Source organism: Nordella sp. HKS 07 (assembly GCF_011046735.1).
GTDB lineage: Bacteria > Pseudomonadota > Alphaproteobacteria > Rhizobiales > Aestuariivirgaceae > Taklimakanibacter.
The window spans coordinates 6,966,870-6,986,597 of the sequence record NZ_CP049258.1 but is presented as its reverse complement, the minus strand read 5'-3'; the positions used below and the strand labels follow the sequence as shown (position 1 = coordinate 6,986,597).

Annotated in this window: 19 protein-coding genes and 1 tRNA gene; 3 read left to right on the top strand and 17 right to left on the bottom strand. The window is 61.3% G+C overall.

Going from position 1 to position 19,728, the window contains the following annotated elements; genetic code table 11:
- Positions 1–8: 8 nt before the first annotated feature.
- Positions 9–2,555: a PAS domain S-box protein gene (locus G5V57_RS33090; protein ID WP_165173400.1), complete on the bottom strand. Its 2,547-nt coding sequence runs from the start codon at positions 2,553–2,555 to the stop codon at positions 9–11.
- Between the two features lie 439 nt (positions 2,556–2,994).
- Here G5V57_RS33090 and G5V57_RS33085 point away from each other — a divergent pair, with 439 nt between their 5' ends.
- The 3 genes from G5V57_RS33085 to G5V57_RS33075 all read left to right on the top strand — a co-directional run bounded on the left by G5V57_RS33085 (position 2,995) and on the right by G5V57_RS33075 (position 4,253).
- Positions 2,995–3,438, top strand: coding sequence for a phasin family protein (locus G5V57_RS33085; RefSeq protein WP_165173399.1), 444 nt, complete (start codon positions 2,995–2,997; stop codon positions 3,436–3,438).
- 105 nt (positions 3,439–3,543) lie between these two features.
- Positions 3,544–3,620: transfer RNA gene (locus tag G5V57_RS33080), tRNA-His, on the top strand.
- A 462-nt stretch (positions 3,621–4,082) separates the two neighbouring features.
- Positions 4,083–4,253: a hypothetical protein gene (locus tag G5V57_RS33075; RefSeq protein WP_165173397.1), complete on the top strand. Its 171-nt coding sequence runs from the start codon at positions 4,083–4,085 to the stop codon at positions 4,251–4,253.
- 52 nt (positions 4,254–4,305) lie between these two features.
- Here the strand turns inward: G5V57_RS33075 and G5V57_RS33070 are convergent, their stop codons facing one another.
- The 16 genes from G5V57_RS33070 to G5V57_RS32995 all read right to left on the bottom strand — a co-directional run bounded on the left by G5V57_RS33070 (position 4,306) and on the right by G5V57_RS32995 (position 19,657).
- Positions 4,306–4,530 (bottom strand): hypothetical protein, encoded by a 225-nt coding sequence (locus tag G5V57_RS33070; RefSeq protein WP_165173396.1) that lies wholly within the window; start codon positions 4,528–4,530, stop codon positions 4,306–4,308.
- 452 nt (positions 4,531–4,982) lie between these two features.
- Entirely contained in the window at positions 4,983–5,648 is a 666-nt protein-coding gene (locus G5V57_RS33065) for a class I SAM-dependent methyltransferase (RefSeq protein ID WP_165173394.1), read from the bottom strand.
- Entirely contained in the window at positions 5,641–6,720 is a 1,080-nt protein-coding gene (locus G5V57_RS33060) for a phosphotransferase (protein ID WP_165173392.1), read from the bottom strand. The genes G5V57_RS33065 and G5V57_RS33060 overlap by 8 nt, the downstream gene beginning before the upstream one ends.
- Positions 6,721–6,723: 3 nt before the next feature.
- Positions 6,724–7,341: a hypothetical protein gene (locus G5V57_RS33055; RefSeq protein WP_246737460.1), complete on the bottom strand. Its 618-nt coding sequence runs from the start codon at positions 7,339–7,341 to the stop codon at positions 6,724–6,726.
- Between the two features lie 82 nt (positions 7,342–7,423).
- Complete coding sequence (locus tag G5V57_RS33050) at positions 7,424–8,464, bottom strand: zinc-binding dehydrogenase (protein ID WP_165173390.1); 1,041 nt, start codon at positions 8,462–8,464, stop codon at positions 7,424–7,426.
- A 14-nt stretch (positions 8,465–8,478) separates the two neighbouring features.
- Entirely contained in the window at positions 8,479–9,402 is a 924-nt protein-coding gene (locus G5V57_RS33045) for a transketolase family protein (RefSeq protein WP_165173388.1), read from the bottom strand.
- A gap of 1 nt (position 9,403) precedes the next feature.
- Positions 9,404–10,222 (bottom strand): transketolase, encoded by an 819-nt coding sequence (locus G5V57_RS33040; RefSeq protein WP_165173386.1) that lies wholly within the window; start codon positions 10,220–10,222, stop codon positions 9,404–9,406.
- 49 nt (positions 10,223–10,271) lie between these two features.
- Complete coding sequence (locus tag G5V57_RS33035) at positions 10,272–10,973, bottom strand: nucleotidyltransferase family protein (RefSeq protein WP_165173384.1); 702 nt, start codon at positions 10,971–10,973, stop codon at positions 10,272–10,274.
- A complete protein-coding gene (locus tag G5V57_RS33030) occupies positions 10,973–12,445 on the bottom strand; it encodes a PfkB family carbohydrate kinase (RefSeq protein WP_165173382.1) in 1,473 nt (490 codons plus the stop codon). Before G5V57_RS33030 ends, G5V57_RS33035 begins: the two co-directional genes overlap by 1 nt.
- Positions 12,446–12,757: 312 nt before the next feature.
- A complete protein-coding gene (locus G5V57_RS33025; RefSeq protein ID WP_165173380.1) occupies positions 12,758–13,915 on the bottom strand; it encodes a TIGR04372 family glycosyltransferase in 1,158 nt (385 codons plus the stop codon).
- Positions 13,916–13,930: 15 nt separating this feature from the next.
- A complete protein-coding gene (locus G5V57_RS33020) occupies positions 13,931–14,917 on the bottom strand; it encodes a GDP-mannose 4,6-dehydratase (protein WP_246737459.1) in 987 nt (328 codons plus the stop codon).
- Entirely contained in the window at positions 14,914–15,510 is a 597-nt protein-coding gene (locus G5V57_RS33015; protein WP_165173378.1) for an SIS domain-containing protein, read from the bottom strand. Before G5V57_RS33015 ends, G5V57_RS33020 begins: the two co-directional genes overlap by 4 nt.
- On the bottom strand, positions 15,500–16,447 hold the full coding sequence (locus G5V57_RS33010; protein ID WP_165173376.1) for an NAD(P)-dependent oxidoreductase: 948 nt from the start codon (positions 16,445–16,447) through the stop codon (positions 15,500–15,502). The genes G5V57_RS33015 and G5V57_RS33010 overlap by 11 nt, the downstream gene beginning before the upstream one ends.
- A 17-nt stretch (positions 16,448–16,464) precedes the next feature.
- On the bottom strand, positions 16,465–17,382 hold the full coding sequence (locus G5V57_RS33005) for a hypothetical protein (RefSeq protein ID WP_165173374.1): 918 nt from the start codon (positions 17,380–17,382) through the stop codon (positions 16,465–16,467).
- A 78-nt stretch (positions 17,383–17,460) separates the two neighbouring features.
- On the bottom strand, positions 17,461–18,399 hold the full coding sequence (locus G5V57_RS33000) for a sulfotransferase domain-containing protein (protein WP_165173372.1): 939 nt from the start codon (positions 18,397–18,399) through the stop codon (positions 17,461–17,463).
- A 175-nt stretch (positions 18,400–18,574) separates the two neighbouring features.
- Entirely contained in the window at positions 18,575–19,657 is a 1,083-nt protein-coding gene (locus G5V57_RS32995) for a mitochondrial fission ELM1 family protein (protein ID WP_165173370.1), read from the bottom strand.
- Positions 19,658–19,728: the final 71 nt, after the last annotated feature.

Sequence of the window (19,728 nt, the reverse complement as noted above, 5' to 3'; positions counted from 1 at the left end):
CGCAGAACCTAAGCCGCGAGGACGCGGGTGGTCGGGAATGTGATCTCGACCATGGTGCCCTTGCGTGGCTCGCTCGATATCTCGAATTGGGCGCGGTTGGCTTCGGCGAGCGCCTTGGTGAGCGGGAGCCCCAGGCCCGTGCCCGGCACGTTGCGGCCATCGGTGGTGATGCGGCGGAAAGGCTCGAGCGCTTCCTTGATCTCGGCTTCCGTCATGCCGAGGCCGGTATCTTTCACCCGAAGCTTCAATTCGCCCGCCTTGGTCAAATGCGCCGAGATGATCACCTGGCCGCCCGGATCGGTGAACTTGATCGCGTTGCTCAGGAGATTCAGCATCACCTGGCTCATCGAGCGCTGATCGGCGACGACATTGGGCAGATCGCCGGGAATCGTGCGGCGCAGGATGACGCGTCCCGCGGTCGCCTGTTCCTGCACCATCTTGACCGCCTGGTCGATGACCTCGGTGAGGGCGACCGAGGTGAAGTTCAGCTCGAGCTTGCCGGCTTCGACCTTGGAGAGATCGAGCAGATCGTTGATGAGTGAAAGCAGATGGGCGCCGCTCGCATGGATATCGTTCACATAGCCGCGATACTTGTCGTTCTTGATCTCGCCGAAGCGCTCCATGCGCATGACTTCGGAGAAGCCCAGAATGGCGTTGAGGGGGGTTCGCAGTTCATGGCTGATCTTGGCCAGGAACTCGGACTTCTGGCGGCTCGCCTGCTCGGCGGCATCCTTGGCATCGCGCAATTCCGCCTCGGTGCGCTTCCATTGCGTGATGTCGCGCAGCACCACGCAGAAAGCGGCGCCGTTCTCGCGCGTCGAATGCAGGCGGCCGATGGTGAGGAAGAGGGGAACGTCACCACCCTGCTTGACGACCGCCGTCACCTCGCGCCCGTCATTGAACACGGCGGCGAGGCCCGGTCCCTGCAACGCGGACAGGTAGTCGCGCAGCACCCGGCGGCTGTCGGGGGCGAGCAGCGTGGCCAGCGGCTTGTCGACGATCTCGGCGGTGCGATAGCCGAAGATCGCCTCCGCGCCCGCGCTGAAACTGCGGATGGTGCCGTTCTGGTCGAGGGTGATGATGCCGTCGGCCGCGGTGTCGAGGATGTTGCGCAGTTCCTCGTCTTCGTCCGACAAGGCCTGGGACGCGGGCGAAGGCTCAGGCGCCGGCGCTTCCGCTTTTCGAGGTTCGGGCGCGGCTGCCGCCGGCTCGGGCGCCGGCGCGGCGAGAGGTGACGGGGGAACCTCGCGCGGCAGGTCGATGACAAGTTCCGCTTTGGGCTCGTCGCGCAGGGGCTTTGCGACAATGGTGGGGCGGGCCGGCGGCACCGCAGCGAGACGAGGAGACGGGGGCGCTTCCGCCTTGGGTGATGAGGACGGGGCCACAGGCGCCGGTTCCGCCGGGACTTCGACGGCCGGGGCGATCTCGGCGAGGGTCAATTGCAAGGCCGGTCCGCTGCGCCAGGCGATGGGAAGGATGGTCAGATCGACGGTGATGGCGGCGCCATCGCCGGTCACCAGTTTCGCCGTGCTGGTGCCGCGCGGCGGCAGGCCGGAAAAGACGATCTTGTCGCGCAGGCTTTCGACGCCGTTGTAGCGCAGGAGCTTCAGTGCGGCCGGGTTGGCGTATTGGATCTTCCCGTCCTGCACGATGATGACGGGATGGGCGAACGAATCGATCTTACGGGTGACGACCGGTGGCAGCCCCGGGGGCATGCGGATCGGCACGACCTGAACATTCACCGGGACGGGTTCGGCGGATTTCTGCTTCTCGGCGCGCAATGATCTGCCGAGGGCCTCGAAGGTCTGGGCGTCTTGCGGCGACAGCATGGACTCGCCTGCCGGCGGGGCAGCCGGAACAGCCGCGGCCTCGGCGCTACCGCCCAGATGACGCTCGAGCGCCCGGCGATCGGTGACATCCTCGCAAATGAGCAGGATAGCGGGGTCGGCGCCCTTCTCGGCGGGAAGCATCTTGGCGGTCAGGCGGATCTCGCGCTCGCCATAAAGCGTGTCGAGCCTGCGGGTCATGCCCAGCGTGCCGGCCGAGGTCACGCGCTGCTGGAACTCCTCCGCCGCTTCGACGCCCCCCAGAAGCCGGTGGGCGAAGCGGCGCTGCTCTGGCGCAAAAAGACGTTCGGCGGCGCTGTTGGCGAAGACGACGGTGCCTTGCGAGAGGAGCAAGGCGGGGAAGGGCAGGTCGCTGAAAGCGCGGGCCAATTCGCCCGACTGGCTGGCGGTCCCTTCGACTTCAGCGAGGCCGGCGACCAGAATGCCGGTGCGCCCGTCGGGCAAGGTGTGCAGGCCGCAGTGGCAGGACAAGGCCGTGGCGCTGCCGGTCGAGGGGAAGTGCAGGAGCGCCTTGCGGAATTCGCCGCGCTTCAGGCGGCGGGAAAGGGCGGTGAGATTTTCGACCCCGGGCTCGGTGCGCTCGAACGGCCGGTCGAGAAGGTCGAACAACGTCTCGCCGCCGAAATAAGCGATACCGGCCTTATTGGCCCAGACAATGCGCGCGCGATCGCTGTCCCACAACCAGGATGGCTGGGAAATGGCCCGCAAATCTTCCAGCGTTGGTAAGACCGCCTGATTCACTCATTTCGCCGCAGACATGGCAGCCTGCGACCCCTTGCTCGACACCGTGCACGCAGAATCGCACGCCCCGGCAGTTTGTCTATAAAGCAATGTTAAATGAGTACAATTCATCCATCATTCATTAAGCTTAACGGGCCTCCACATAGTGTAGCGGGCGACTCACTTGGGTTCACGTCCCGTCTGGCAGTTCTCCACAAGCTCCTGCTGCGTCGCAAAATTATATTGCGCCGCACAATGATGAGGCCTATCATCCTACCATCTCGAGCGTTTCCCGCCAGGGTTGCAATCCAGATTACATGTTTTTGAGCCTTTGTGCTCACTTTGATCGAATCAATTCGCTTCGATTGGCGGCACAAAGCCTCCAGGTCACTGGCGGCCCGCAAGCCTGCCTTAAAGGAGATGTGACATGAGCAAGAAGCTGAAGATCGTGCAGACTCCCGCGACCGAAATGCCGGCCGAGGTCACGCAGTTCGCCCAGAACTCGGTTGACCAGGCGCAGGCGGCCTTCGACAAGGCCAGCGATCTCGCCCATTCCAACATGCAGTATGTCGATGCCGTCGCCGGGGCCTTCAAGGCACGCGCCGCCGACATCCAGCTGAAGGCCATGGAAATCGCGCAGACCAACATGAATTCGGCCTTCACCTATATGCGCATGGCCTTCGCGGTGAAGGATCCGAGCGAGTTCCTGACCCTCAACCAGGAATTCACCCGCGACCAGCTCGCCGCCTATTCGCGCCAGGCAAGCGAACTCACCGAGCTCTCGCTGCGCCTCGCCCAGGAGACGGTGAAACCGGCGCAGGAGAGCATGCTGAAGTCCTTCGGCGATCTCGGCAAGGCGCTCGCGGCCTGATTTCAAAGGCTATTTGCAAGCTTCAGGCCTGCTCGCGAGAGCCGGCCTTTTCCTGTTGAAATACAAACGTCTTCAGACTAGTTTGCGCCCGTTTCGAGGAACCGTGCAGCTGTAGCTCAGTTGGTTAGAGCGTCGGATTGTGGATCCGAAGGTCCCTGGTTCGAGACCAGGCAGCTGTACCATTCTTCTTTTCCCACTGTTTTCCATCAAGCTGGCGAGCGCGGCACATCGCGAAAAGGTGATGTGCCATAGGCTTCGCCCTCAGCGCTCGGCGTCGCGATCACGCGGTTGCTCGCCGATCCCGCCGGCGCGTCTATCGTGGTTCTGCAGGGTCTTCGTCCATCCCGGCGAGGTCCGCGGCCTGACGTCATAGTTCGCGACAGGTGCAGTCCGTATAGGGCGTCGGCATATTCGCTGATGATCATCGGCCCGACACACCGATCCTCCGGTACGTGCATCCACGGGCAAGGAGGTCGAGCTTCAGTCCATTGCGCCTCGCGCGGCATAACAAAAAGCAGGCTCGCGGGGACGGGGCGTCAAATCGCAAAAGATTGGCGGCGAGGCTCAAGAATTGCCGGGGCGGCGCTCCTAATTAGGCCTGCTGTGCCGTCCGTGAGGCATGGCCACTAGCAGGAGAATCGACCGTGAAATTCCTTGCCTTTTTACTCGTGACCTTCGGGATCTGTTTGGCAGTCGGGCTCATGACCGCTCATGCGTCGCAGTTCCTCGACGTCTTGGTGAGTTTTCTCGCAATGTGCCTGGTGATCGCGCTGACATTCCTGATCATTCGCAGCGCCCGCGCCACGAGCAAATAACGTCAGTGACTCATGACGGAGCGATCGCCATGCGACCGCGGGCCGTGTAGCGTCACCGGCGCAGGATAACCCCGATCGCTAGTGCGAATATCACTGTGCCGATGGCCAGAAACTGTTTCAAAGTGAGAACAGCGGCCAATTCGGTCACTACCCAGTATATGGCGAATGCCCAAGCCGCCAACATTGCCAGAAAGAGCAGTCTCTGCCAGTCAAAGCGCCCGGCAGTGTCCTCGGCCTGAGACGTCTTATCCATTCTGAACCCGAAGATGCCCAACACGGATTCCATCCCTCCACCGTCTGCGTGGAGCCGTCCGCCAAAGCTACCTGGTTTCCCAGTCTAGGGATTCTGGCGCAAAGGAGTCGGGCAATCAATATATCGAATGGTCTAGTTGGGATAAGCCGACGTTAACCGCGATTTCAATGATGAACGAGAAACATCCATGAAACGGCGCAGATTCAGATACAGCGGTGGAGCGCCGAACGCTCTCATAGAATCGATTCGGTAATCTAACTCTTTGATTTGCTATCAGATTATCCGAAAGCCGCTTCGCACTTATTGGTCGAATGCTCTAAGATAAAGAATCTTCCCTCTAGGGAATGGCGAGCGCTTGGTGTGCCTCTCGCCACGCGGCTGTTGAAGTAATGCGGCGGCGCGGAGCGCGTGCTCACATTCCGTCGTGGCGGTCGAGGAACGTCGTTCCGATGATCAAGTCGCGCCGGCTCGTCACGTCACTCGAAATAGATGAAGCCCCAGTCGCCGCGATAGCCGCAGGTCTTGAATATCCATTCCCATTCCTGCGGCGTATGGAAGGCGCGGCACGTCAACTGCCAGTACATGAGATTCACCTTTTCCCGCTCGTTGCGGTAGGCCTCGACGGTGATATGGCTGTTGCCATTCTTCGAAACGCGCTCGATCTCGCGGATGGCGGCGAACAGGTCATTTATGTAGAGATTGTGCAGCGTGTTGATCGACACCACGAAATCGAAGCTGCGATCCGGATAGGGAAGGGTCTTGGCGTCGCCCACGCGCAGCCGGCTCTTCACCTCAGGTTTGGCGTTCTCGACGGCATAGGCCGAGATATCGATCCCGTCCACAGTGATACCCGGGACGGCTTCGGTGAAATCATGCAGGAGGAACCCTTTGCCGGCGCCGACATCGAGTATCCGGTCGGACGGCTTCAAGCCGTAATGCGCCACCATCGCATCGGCGACCTTCCGCCAGCGTCCGTCATAGCGGTATCCGCCATAGCCCGACAGGCGGTCGCCATCCCAGTAGTCGCGGCCAAACTCGATGGCTTTCTCCGCGACGACCGCCTTGTCGACTTCGACAACGCGCTGGACATAGTCGCGTTTGGTGGATTTATGCACGAGCGTTACGAAATCGACTTCAGACATCAGTCAAACTGCCTTCGAGTTGATGAAAATGGTGCGCCCTTTGCAACTGCCGGGCAGCCCGGTCGAGGCTCTGCCGGAATATCACATCCATGTCGTGTCCGGCAAACTGCCGTCGCGCCGCTTCCGTCGCCATGAACGGATTGAGCGCGATGCAGCACCACTTCACGGCATAGACCGGAAGGAGAGCGCGCATGCGCCAGGCGAGGTCGCGCGGGTTCGAAGAGAGAGCCGTGAAAGAAGCCGCCACCGCGGGTAGAGCCTCATACGGCACCGGCATTTCAATCTGGTTGAAGAAATCGCCGAACAGCTTTGCCGGATCGTCCCATCCGGCATATTCGAAATCATGGAAGCAGAGGCGCCCGCCGGTCGTCCTTACGATGGCATTGTGGAAGCCGAAATCCGACGGCGAAATGATCCTGTCGCGCTTGTCCAGAGGCTGCTCTTTGTCGATGCCACTCTCCGTCGCCGTCCGCGCGACCTCCTTCTCTACCGCGGACCACAAGGGGAGAAGCTCGGCCCTCAACCAGCTGAGAGCCGCCTCGTCGCCGGTGGTGTGCAATAGCCGGTCGATCCGCTGGCGAACCAGCGCGATGTGCTGGGCGATGGAGAAGCAGGCTTCTGATCCCGCAGGCAATATGTCGGCCGCGGGGGAGGATCTGCCCCGATTTACGTCCAGGACGAACGCCACGGCCTCATCGATCATCGCGGCGGTCGGTGGGTACGACGGCTTGTTTCCTTCGACGAATTCGAAGAGCGCGCATTGATGCTGGGGTTCGGCATCGATCGGCTGGGGCAAAGTGCGCAGTCCTTGCGTCCAGGCGAAGGTGGCAAAGGAAAATTCGTGCCGCAGCCGGTCGCGGGTGTCGGAAACACCCTGGAAGTAGACTTTGAGGACGAGGCGCCGGCCGGAATCGGAAGAGAGGCGGATCACCCGATTGTTCTTGCCGCCGCGCAGCAGCTCCGTCGAGGCGACGGTGGAAAGGCCGTTGCGTTCCAGAAGGGCCATGACGCCCGGCATTCTGTCGTCGCCGGCCAGAATGGCGAGCTGAGCGGAGCCCTCGCGCGCGCTCATCGTTCAGACACGCGCCAAAACGCCCGGCAAATCGCGCCAGGACCGCACGCGCTCCAGATGCGGCTGTCCGGCATGGGCATCATTCGGGTCGAACAAGAGCGGCCGCACAGCCTTCGGAAATTTCGGATGATTGAGGAGCTCGGGCAAGTCGTCGAGGAATACTGTGCAGCCTTCCGTTTCAATGCGCGCCAGCTTGGCCTCTATGGTCGGCTCGAAGAATATCTCGGCCGCCTGCAGAAGCGATTGCGGCGTGCCGGTGATCTCCCGCTCGACGAGGAAGCGGCGCGCGGCATAGTGCAGGTCATAACGCGGACCCAGGAACGGAAAGCGCGTTTTGTGGCTGATGATGCGCAGCGCCACACCTTTCGCCTTGAGTTCGCGAACGGCTTCGATGCTGCCGTCATAGAGCGCGGCCAGATCCATGCGGGCGCCATAGACCTCGCCCTGCAGGGCGGTCCAGTCGTCCTCCCTGCCGATCGAGCGCAAATGATCGCGAACGTCGTCCTTGCTGCGGCCGATTTGCGACGGGATCAGCTTGAGATCGCTCGCGGCGCGATGAAAGACACCATCATAAGAGACGATCGTATTGTCGAAATCGATGCCGAGTACGATATTGCTCATGCCTTGGAAGCGATCCCTAGATCACGTTATGTTAGCGCAGGATTCTCGCGAATAACCGGTATCCACTTTTTCGCATCCCGCGCTACAGCGACATGTCGATGAGCGGCCGCCCGATACGTCCCTCACGGAGATCGGCGAGGGCCGCGTTGATGTCGGTCAGCGCATAGCGGTCCTTGAGGAGAGGCGTCACATCGATCCGGCCGGTCACCATCAGGGACGCGAGCTTGGGAAAATCGCGATCGGGAACACAGTCGCCGCCCCAGGTGCCGAGCAGACTCTTGCCCTGGTTGAGCGAGCCTGGCGATATGGAAAGCTCTTCGCCTGCCTTGGCGTTGCCGGCGATCACGGCCCGGCCGCCCTGCGGGCGCACGCAATCCAGCGCCAGACGCATCACGCTGGGCTGTCCTGTCGCCTCGACGGCCAGGTCGGCGCCACGGCCGCCCGTGGCGGCCTTCACCGCCGCGACGATGTCCTCGGCCGCGGGATCGATGACGATGTGGGCGCCGAACGCCTTCGCCATGGCGCGCTTTTCCGGCGATATGTCGATGGCGATGACCGGGGCGAGGCCCATGGCGGCAGCGGTCATGATGGCCGACTGTCCAACCCCGCCGGCGCCGAACACGGCAACGGATTCACCGGGAACCGCCCTGCCGGTGTTGAAGACGCAGCCATAGCCCGTCGGCAGCGCGCAGCCGAGCATGATGGCATGCTCGGCCGGCACGTCAGGCGGGAGCGGCGAAAGGCGATTCTCCGAGCAAACCGCCATCTTCTGGAATGTGGTCACGCCCCCGGCATTCACCGTCTTGCCGTCGCAAGCATATTTGGCGCCGCCCGCTTCGATACCGGTGCCCTTCAGCCAGCTCAGCACGACCTGATCGCCCGGCCGCACATGCGATACTTCGGGACCGATTTCCAGAACGCGCCCGACACCCTCATGTCCAAGGCAATGGGGCACCCACCTGTCTTCGCCCTTCATGCCCCAGGCCTCCAGAACCTGAGTGCGGCACGCCCCGGAGAACAAAACGTCGACCAGGACCTGGCCGCGGCCAAGCCGTGGAATCTCGATGTCCCACAGCTCAAGCGGTTGTCCGGTCTGCACAAGTATCGCGGCGGTTGTCTTCATTTCAGTGTTTGCTTTCAGCCGAGACGGTCGGCGATTTTTCTGGCCACGGAAACAGCGTCCAGGCCCAGTTGCTGGCGCGCATAGGATTGCTTGCCAGACTGCGTGTAGAATGCGTCGGGGGTGGCGATACGCATGAACTTGGTCATCGCCGAGGGATCGTGGTCGCTGATCCATTCAAGGATGGCGCTGCCGGCTCCTCCCGCCACGCTATGTTCTTCCAGGCTGATGAGGAGCTTGCTTGATGCGAAACTGCGCGTGAGCATTTCGCCGTCGAGCGGTTTCACCGATACGAGCGAGACGACCCCGGCATCGATCTTTCGCTCGGCCAGCAGATCGGCAGCTTTCATGGCCTCCGGCAGCAGGTTGCCGACCGCAAGAATCGTGCAGTCCGATCCCTTCCGAAGCGTGAGGCTCCCGCCGATGCTGATGACAGGTTCGGATTGATGGACGACAGGCTCGCCCTTCTTGCCGAGGCGTATATAGAGCGGGCCGTCATGCCGCATCGCCGCCTTCAGGCAAGCGCGCACCTCGAGCGCATCGCCGGGGCACAGTACCGACATGTTGGGCAGCACGCGAAGGAGGGCAAGGTCTTCCAGGGCATGGTGAGTAGGGCCCAGGGCCGCGTAGGAGAGCCCGCCGCCCACACCCACAACCGTTGCCGGGACATTGTGATAGCACAGATCGACCCTGATCTGCTCAAGCACGCGCGTCGTGATGAAGGGCACGATCGTGTAGGCGAAGGGGCGGTAGCCGGACATTGCGAGGCCCGCCGCGACACCGATCATATTGGCTTCCGCGACGCCGCAATTCAGGAACTGATCGGGAGCCGCTTCCTTGAGCTTGTCGAACAGCCGGTTGCCTATATCGCCCGACAACAGCACGGGCTTCTGGTTGCCCGCGCAGAGCCGGGTCATCTCGTCCGCGAATGCGTTTCTCATACTAGTGCACTAGCCCCAGCTCACGTTTCGCGGCATCGGTTTCCTCGCGCGTGGGAACCCGGTAGTGCCAGTTGTTGTCGTCTTCCATGAAGCTCACGCCCTTGCCTTTGACGGTGTCGGCGATGATCGCCAGCGGCTTGCCGGATCGGCGCGGCAGTTCCGTCAAGGCCGCGTGAAGCACGCCGAGGTCATGGCCGTCGAGCCGGACGGTTTCCCAGCCGAAGGCCTGCCACTTTTCCGGCAGCGGGTCGAGGGCGAGGATCTCCTGGCTGCGTCCGGTGGCCTGCCATTTGTTGAAGTCCACGATGGCGCACAGATTGTCGAGCTTCTGTTTTCCGGCAAACATGGCGGCTTCCCAGACACTGCCTTCGTTGCATTCGCCGTCGCTGAGGAGCACGAATGTCCGGTTGTCGCGTCCGGCGAGGCGCGCGGCGAGAGCCAGGCCGTTGCCGATCGGCAGGCCGTGGCCAAGCGAGCCGGTCGCGGCTTCGACGCCGGGAATGCATTGCGGTCCGGGGTGCTCGGCAAGCTTGCCGCCATTGTTATTGAAGGTCCGCAGGGTTTCGTCCGAGCAAAAGCCGCGTTTGGCCAATACGGAGTAGAGAGCGAGAGCGGCATGACCCTTGGAAAGGATGAAGCGATCACGATCCTCCGCCAGCGGTTTTGCCGGGTCGATGCGCAGCACCGACCAATAGAGAACCGCAAGGATATCGATGCATGACAAGGCCGACGCCAGATGAGCAGGCTTGGCCTCGTGGGTCAGCTCGATGACGGTGCCGCGCAGCTCGCGGGCAATCTGTCGGATATGCGTCAGGTCCAATGGGGCATTCCTTTTCCGGAAGGGTGCTTAGCGGCTTCCGCGGGGTTTGTCATGTTGCGACGTAATGCCGTCGCGCTCTTTCGAGACCGTCAGGGGTACCGATGTCACGGTGATAGCCGGTGATCTCGAAGCCTTGCGCGTGGCCTACCAGCTTGGGCATGACCTCAGCCGACAGGTCGATGGTGTCGTTACCGATTTCTCTCAAGTAATCAAATATTTGGGGTTCGAATATAAAGGCTGCGGCATTGGCCAGGTTGCCGGGGGGATTGGCCTGCTTCTCATGGAACTCGCGGATGATATTACTCCCATCCATGACGACGATGCCGCAGGACTGCGGCTGATCGGTACGAAACAGCGCCATCGTCGCCAGCACCCCGGCCGGGCGATCACGATGGGCCTGGATGAAGGCGCGGATATCGAGGTCGCTCGCATTGTCAGCGTGGCTCACCAGCAGGGGGCCTTGGCCGAACCAGGCTCGATTGGCCAGCAGCGTGCCGCCAGTTCCAAGGAGGCGCTCCTCATCGATCACGTCGACGCGGTCGCGCCAGGCCGATGTCCGCATATAGGCATGAATCACCGAGCCCAGATAATGGGTGTTGACCAGGACACGCTCGATGCCGCCCTCGATCAACATTGCCAGCCAACGGTCCAGCAGGGGCCGGCCGGCGATGTCGACCATCACTTTGGGAATCGTATCGGTCAGCGGACGCAGCCGCGTTCCCATGCCCGCCGCCAGGAGAAGCGCCCGCATCAGGAGAGTACCTCGGCGATCTCGCCGATCGTAATCGGCGTATTGCCGATCTTGCTTACCTGGCAGGCGGCAGCTGCCGACGCGAGATAGCTCGATAGCCAGATATCGGCCCCCGCGCACAGCGAGAGGGTGACGGAGCTGAACAATGTATCGCCGGCGCCGGCGACATCGCGCGGGCGCGGGTTCATAGCGGCAAGGCGATCGGTGCGCAGTTGATCGTAGCGCGGCGCGTGGATCAGCAGACCTTCCGCCCCGAGGGTCACCAGGACGGTCTGTGCATCGGCCGCAAGCCGCAGCCTTTCGGCCAACTCGACGAGGCCACTGTTCGAGTCCTTCACGGCGAGGCGGGCCTCGCGTTCCGTCGGGGTTATGATATCCATGCCGCGAAAACGCGAGATGTCGGAATATTGCGACGAGGCCTGGCTGTCGGCGGCAAGTCTCACATTGTGCCTCTTGGCCAGCTCGACAATACGCAGCACCAGTTCAGTCGGCAGGCAGCCATAGTTGAAGTCGGAAAAGAGCAAGGCATCGAGGTCGGGCATGAGCACCGCGATCCTGTCGTAAATCGCATCCTGCAGCTTCTGCTCGATGGCGTATTGGCGCAACTCGCTTACGCGCAGCAACGTCTTGTTATGCGCCCTATATCGCTTCTTCAGCGTGGTGGGCCGGCTGCGGTCGTTCAAGAGGTTCAGGTGAACGCCGTAAGATGTCAGCTTCGTCTGAGCGAAATCCCACAGCGGTCCCTCATGGGCAACCGAGATATAGTCGACCTTCGCGCCCAGGCCGGCGCAATGCGCCGCCACTATCCCGCTGCCGCCGACGAACATGTGACTGCTGATCGGGCTTACCACCAGGGTCGGGTCTTCCTGGCTCATGCCGAGAGGTTCGCAATCGACATATTCGTCGATGATGAGGTCGCCGATCACTGCGACGCGCAGTCCCTTCAGCCGCCCAAGCAGCGCCAACACGTCCGCGGTCGCGTAGCCATGCCGCTTCAGGAAGGCGGGATCGAAGTTGAAATGCGTCTCAGGCGCACCGGCGGCATATTGCCGGTCGATCACGCCCAAATCGGTAAAGCGCATCTCGCCGGAGTTGAAGAGCAGTCTTCCGCCGTAGGATTCGAGTATCGAGCGCTCGGGATTGTGCCGGGATTCATGCTCTTTGCCCTTGGCCACCACATCCGGCTTCAAGGTCTTGATCACCTCCAGGGGAGAGTCCTCGAGTATGAACGCGAAGTCGACGACGCCCACGGCGCGAATGGATTCGACGCGCATTTCGGCCTCGATGCTGGTGCCCGGCGCGCCGTCCGGCGTCACGCCAACCAGCAGCAAAGTGCCATTCGACTTCGCGAATTGCAGCAGGCGGACATGCCCCGGATGAAGAATATTGAAATTACCATAGACGAAGACGAGCGAATCGCCGGGCTGCCGTTTGGCCTTCAATACTTCTATGAGGCCTTTCAATGTGGTCATGGATCAGTCCCGGATTACGAAAAGGAGGGGGCGAGAACAGCCTTCAGAGCAGAATCCCGGATCCGACGGGGCGGATCCGCCTCACGGGCCTGCCTTCCGCTCTCGTGGATCGCGCTGAGCATTCTTTGTTCAACTCCGTCGTCGAGCCGCGTTGATAGGAATAAACGCAGCGTTGGTGTTTCGAGGCCTGGGCTTGGCCGACCCTGCATAGCCAAGCGATACGCCTATGCCAAGCCGCGCCTTAATATTCGACCGGAGCACTTCAATGGTAGCTGTTCAAGCCGGAAAACGACCCGGTTCGAGCAAACGAGGCTAAAGGTCAATCCAGGGCATGGGATAGGAGAGCTTCAAGGGCCAGCCGACTTGATTGGGTTTGGGTCCGGTCGGGACGACAGCAGGCGGGCGCCAGGCTGAACAATCCGACGTTCGCCGATAGAGCCTCGTCGCTACTTCCGCCAATTCGTCCGAGGTCGTCTTGCGAATTCGATAGCCCGGCTCGGCTTTGACGCGCGCCGCGAGAATATCGATGTCGAGGAGGCCCGATTCGAGCAACGACGCATTCCGCAATATGTCACCCTTGGGCGTCGTCACCTCATGCGTGAGAATGTCGGTGAGCCCGTCGCCCCAGATTCCTCCTGTATCGACCGCGTCGACCATGCTGCTCGGCACGGCGAAGGCCATGGCGAGAATCAGCGGGCCGGAGGGTCCCGTAATCGCAAAGCGCGCATGGCTGATCGCGGCCGCATGAAGCAAAAAGCCATCGGTGACCGTGCTCAGGTCGACAAATCCCTCGCGCGGCCGGAAAGCCGCCATGCCGGGATGGCCTAGCCGCACCGCCTGCCCGCCAAGAGCGATGATGTGATCCACGAGATCGTCAAAGGCGGCTGGATCATTGTTTCTATCGGCGCTGCCGGAGCGATATTGGTAAGTGCTTTCCCGATAGTGGAGAACCGCAAACCATCGATCGGGTTTCACACCATGCGCGACAAGGCGGGCTCGCAGTTCTTCAGTGCGGTCTTCCGGCAGACGCAAGGGGACGGGATCGCGCAGGGCATGGATCCCATCTTCCGACGCCATCGGCGACGTGATGATCATATCGTAGATATAATTGTGTTTGCCCTTCTGGGCTCCGATGGCCATCTGATTGTGAGCCTTCGGCGGCTTTATGTTGGAACCGAACCTGCGGATGAAAGCGGGCCAGCGCTCGGGAAACGGCTCCGCCAGATCAATCCAAGGCGAGAGCGACATGATCTCCCTGCAATAGGGACGCAGGTCTCGATACTTCACGTGCAAGCGCACATGGTCGAATTTATTGGCCAGGGTCGACAGGAATACGACGTTGGCCACCAGATCGCCCAAGGTGATCGTTTCCAGCAGTCCCAGTATCTGGAAAGGCCGTTCCGGCCTCACACCGACATCCGTCAGCTTCACATCGGGTGGCAGATCCAGTTTCTTGAAAAGCTTCGCCAAAACATCCCGCCTGGATTAGGGCTTGTGAATGTAGTTCATCGGCAGTTTCTCCAACTGCTCGCGATAATCCACGATCCACTTCACAGTCTCGTCGATACCCCGCTCGAGCGAAATGCGATCCTCCCACCCGAGCTCGCTTCTGAGCTTGCTGCTGTCGAGCCCATAGGCTTGATCCTTGCCGCGCCTTTCGTCGACGACCTCCACGCAATCCTCGAAGCGCAACGACATGCCGTCGAGGATCAATTTGACGACGTCGCGAATGGAGATCATGCGGGTCGATGAAATATGATAGGTGCTGCCGGCCGGCGCTCCTTCGGCAACGCGCTGCGTCGCATCGGCGACATCGGCGGCGTGAATGAACGAGCGCACGGAATGCCCCCCGCCATGGAGCTGCAGCTTGCGGCCGGTCAGGGCGAAGAAGACGGTGCGGGGAATGATCCGGTAAAGCGGCTGTCCGGCGCCATAAACATTCGCCGCGCGTGTGAAGGAGGCCGGGAAGCCATACGCCTTCACATAGGACATGATGCTGAAGTCGCCGGCGGCACGCGATACAGCGTATGGGGTGGAGGGATAGAAGCGATGATCCTCCTTCACCCAGCCTTGTGTGCTGCCATAGACTTCCGGCGTGGTGACATGGACATAGGAGTCGAGGAAGTCAATCTTCCGAAGCCGCTCTTGCAAGCGCACCAGGGAAACCACATTGGTCATCATCCAGTGATCGGGATTGACCCAACTCTCCGCGACCATGCTCTGGGCCGCAAAATTCACAATGCGAGTGGGGCGGCGTTCGTCGATCAGCCGCATGAGCGCGTCGAGATCGTGATTGAGGTCGATGCGCGAGTACTGGAACTTGCCCGGATGCGGTCGCCAGCCGTAGCGGCGCAAGGGCAGGGCGATTTCCTCGGAACGGCTAACGCCTATGACGTCGTGACCGGCGGCGAGCAGGTGCTCTACCATCGCCGTGCCGGTGAAGGAGTTGGATCCAATGACGAGGTAGGTCACGCCGTCGGTCCCTGCACGGTTTCCCGCAGGCCGTAGAGATACTGCGTCAACATATGACAGACGATGCACTGCACATCTTCCGAAATCTGCATGTCGTCGATGGCGAAATGCAGCGGGTGATCGGCGAGCGCCTTCGCCTTGCCGCCGGAATAGCCCAGTATCGCGAAGCTCTTGACGCCAAGTGCACGAGCCTCGACGAGTGCATTCAATATATTCGGCGAGTTGCCGCTGCCGGAGAAGGCGATGAGGATATCGCCGGGATTAGCCATGGTCGCGAGCTGCATGGCAAAAACGTCGTCGTAGCTGACGTCGTTCGAGAGGCAGGTCACGATCGGCGCATTCGCCGCGAGCGCGTGGCCCCTGATGCCGGAGCCTTTCTGCTTGGAGATGGAATAGAAGAAGTCGTTGGCCATGTGAATGGCATTGCCGGCGCTGCCGCCATTGCCGATCCAGAAAACCTGCTTCTTGTTCTTCCAGCAATCGAGTAATGCCGCGGCCAAGGGTTCTACGATCGACCAGTCGGTATCCGTCAGGAGACGCGACAGACGGTTCGCGTAGTCAGCGGCAACGACACTCGCGTTCTTACTCTGCATTGGCAAACACCGTATTCTGCATCCAGCGCAGATTGTGGAACTGGTCGGCGTCCCGCAGCTTCCCCGCATTGAACAGGGCGATGATCTCCCGGATCGCGTCCTCTACGGTCTTCTTGGGCCGGAAGCCGGCGGCCAGCAGGCGATCAGAACTCAGGCGGTAAGAGCGTGGGTCGTTCGACGGTGTGACCACGATTTCCGCCGGAACGTATTTCACCACGGTTCGCGCAATGTCCATGATGGAGATATTCTCGAATCCGGCATTGTAAATGCCGGTGATCTGAGGATTCTCGACCAGGAAGACATAGAGGCCGGTTATGTCGTCGATGTGGATGTTGGGCCGTGTCTGGTCGCCGCCGAATACGGTTATGCGCTTGCGTTCAAGGGCCTGTATCGTGAGCATATTAACAGAGACGTCAAAACGCATGCGCGGCGACACTCCGCATACGGTCGCCGGACGAACGATCTGCACAGCCATCTTGTCGGCGTACGACAGGAGGATCCGCTCGGCGCACATCTTCGTCTTGTTGTATTCCGAGATCGGTTCAAGGCGCAGATCTTCGGTGACGCGATCTTCTTCCTTGACGCCGTAGACACTGCCGGAAGACGCGTAGATGAACTGCTTGACGCCCGCCCGAGCCGCTTCATCGGCAAGCTTCATCGTGGCGAGCGCGCTCACTTCCCATGTCAGCTTCGGATCCAGATCCCCGCACGGATCATTGGCTATGCTCGCCAGATGGATGATGGCATCGATGCCCGCGACGGGAATGCTATAGTGATCGCGCACGTCACCCTTGATCACTTCAAGGTTAGGGTGCGGCTCGAGAAAATTGCCAAACCACATGGTATCGACAGCAACCACGGACCACCCTTTCGCCAGAAGCTGGGGGACAAGCCTTGTGCCTTTGTAGCCGCAGGCGCCGGTCACGAGAATTTTCATTTAGTCGCCTCAAATGTTTATGCCGCAAATAGCGGGCGTTCGTTAAGCGTCGGGGTGCGGGCAATGACGTCGAACGCGTCATGCCGCACATGGTTCTTGCGCATCTGATCCTTAATCATGTCCTGCGTGACGATGCCCTTCTCGACGCATTCCTTCAGGAGCGCGAAGAACAACCGCTCCTGATTCGCGTCCGGATGCTTCTTGTACTGGCCCAGGAAGGCGTACTCGCCGAATAGGGAGCGGCGGACGCGATGCCAGATATTTGCGGGCTTGAGGGAGCCGGCCTTCTGCGGCGGGCGATAATCCACCGGCAATCCCGTCTTCCAGGGCTGGGTATTGCGGTGGGTATTGTGGATAAGGCGGGTGTCGCGCTCGAGCCGATCGAAGTCGTTCCAGGTCGGCTCGAGCGTACCGATGGCACCCTCCGGCTCGAGCTTCAGCGAGATCCAGTCCATGTAGTCACGCTTGAACTCGAACATCTCGGCAAAGTTCTTCTCGAGCTGCCAATGCTTGAGCCTGGCATTGTCGAGCAGCATGACGCTGGAGGCGAAGTCATTGGCCTTGGAGCCGCCCTTGCGCTGGCGCGCCATGAGGGCGTGCCCGCCCATGTCACGCTCGAACAGGGGGACCACGTCCGAGACGCAGAATACGTCGGGGTCGACCACCACGGACCGCCCCTGATAGCCCATCACTTCAGGCGGCGCGAAGCGAAGAACGGTGAAAGACTGAAGGTCCTCATTGCGCCATTCACGATGCAGGCCATCCCGCAGGTACTTCTTTCCTTCGTAGCCCTGGAAGAAGGGGTAGTCGCGCGTGTCGATCAGCTTGACGTCGAAGGCGCCCTTCTTGGACGCGAAGCGCTCGAAGGAGTATTTCGAGACGAGCGCCCCAATGATCTGCTTTTCGTTGGTATGGATGAAGATGCAGTTCTTCATGTCTAAGCCCTTCTGGCGCCGGATTGGGCCGGCTTGCTTCTACTATCAGGCGGGTATGCGCCGTTCAATGCGGGTGCGTCATATGACGCGCGGGTCGGGAGGCGCCTCGCCATAGCCATAGACGGGCGAGAGGCTCCTCGCGATGAGCTCATCGATCCTGGCGACCTCCTCGGGGGTGAAATAATCGCGGTAGCCGCCGACTTTGGCGCGGCGCACCTTGTAGCTGTCGGGGTTGCTGGCGTCCCCCGGCGTCATGCGTTCACCGACGCCCCGGAAAAAAGTGTCCTTCTCCATCTTGCGCATGTTCTCGACGGAGGCGAACTCGACGGATTGGGCGAGTTCCTCGTTTGTCGGCGTTTCATTCATAAATTTCAGCACATTGCCAAGTGTGTTGGCGGTGTCGCGCCGCAGCGTCTCGTAGCGCACGACACGTATGGCCTTGAGCTTGTCGAACTCCGCCGCCCACAGATTCATGAAACGAACGATCTTCGGGATGCCGCCCCCTTCGCCCAGCACGAAATCGATCAGCGCCATATCGTCTTTGGGGTCGGGGTAGTCGTTGATACGCTTCTTGCGGTCGCGCATCCGGAACTTCCACTGGAAATACTGCGACACCGCAGTGTCGGCGGGATGGCGGGCCAGCAGAATGACCCGGCTGTTGGCATAATCCGACTTCGAGTCCCGCGTGCCGGTATAATCCCCGATATAGTTGTCGTGCGAGAACATGACCCGCGGCACGGCGCGATTGAGCGCATGCAGGCTGTCATATTGCAGGAGGATGTCGGCGGGCAGCTTGTAGCGCAGCTGGAAGTATCGCGACAGGAGCACGCACAGCCAGGTGCGCCCGCTCTTCCCGAAGGACACGACTACGAAGTCAGATTCCCGCAACATACGGGCCTCTTCCTTGCCGCGCAGATAGCGCTCCAGCTTGAGGCTCTTCTCGCGGGGCAGGGTGACCGTGCTCGCCAGGGAAAGTCCCTGACGCAGCGCAACACGGACTTTGTGGCCTATGGACATTCCTTGCGTGAATCCGGCTGTTGTGGAAGGTGCGGGGATATAGCCCGCCGCCCCTCGCGAGGCAATGAAAAGACTGGGCAAAATGAAGGCTTTGCCGTGTTCTTGACGATGGCCACCGCGACCAATTTGGCCCAAAGCTTTAGGCGTTTGAATCCAATGCCTTAGCGCTTGCTTCTTAAGGAGTCGCGCGAGGCGGAGCCACTAGCGCGCGAAGCCTGGCTGCGGCAAGTGCCGTGTCATCGGCGGGCGGCTCCTTGGGGGGCGAGAATGGCCTGCCCAGAGGCACCGCCCAGCCTTTCTCGATCATGAGATCATGCAGCAGCGCGAAATCGCGTGAGGTGTCGTCGCCCAGAAGCCGGTTATGGATGGCTTGCGCCTTGGCCGCCGTCCAATAAGCGAGTTCGTCGGGCAGATGCAGTTGCCGCAAGGTCTGGGACACGGTCCGGCTCGCCAGCCGCAAGGGCGCGATGGCCAGAGGCTTGCCCAGACGGGCCACCTCGACCAGCATGGAGATACTGTCTCCCGTCACCACGAAGCGGTCGCCATGCGCGAGCAGGCCGAGATAGGGATTGGCGCCGTCGGCCTTGTCCCAGCGATAAAGCTTGGCGCCGGCGGGCAGGGCTCGCTCCATCGCCGCCACGGTTTCGGGCGGAGTACGCCTCGATGTCGTAATCTGGAGGCTTCCGCCATCCTTCATTCTGTCGATCGTGGCGAGGACGCTGCGCGCCGTCTCAGGGTCGAAGCTGTGGCTGCCAATCGAGCCGCCGCAGAGAAGGACGGTGAGTGGTCGCGGCAAAGGAGCGAATACCTCGCGCCAGCGTTCGCCTTCAGTAGCGATCCGCGCCGGATCGATGCCGAGCAGCGGCAGGCCGATCCGAAAGATATTCGGCGCTTCGCCCGCGCGATACTGAAAGGGAACGATAAACAGGTCGATTTTGCCGCTGTCACCCTTGGGGGTGCCGATCAGGGCCAGCCTGGCGCGGTCTTGCGACTGCGCCTTGATCCACAGTGCCACCATGGCCATGCGCCGGCCGATGGTCAGAACGAGATCCGGCCAAGGCGGCGCGAGCGGATCTGATTTTTCGAGATCGACATGATGCAGCGAGGCCTCGATGCGCGGCTTGGCGAGATCGTAGCCGGGCTTGAGGACGATTCGCCGCCGCTCGAAGGGCAGGCCCGACGCCGCGATGAGGCGCTCGGCCTGCGCATTGTCGCCTTGCTTGGCGCCGGTCAGAAGCCAGATGCGGGGTGAGGACATGCGGACTGCATAATTGGTTGACAGACTGGCGGCTATAATCGATTGGCAAAGCGATGACAAACTCCCATCGC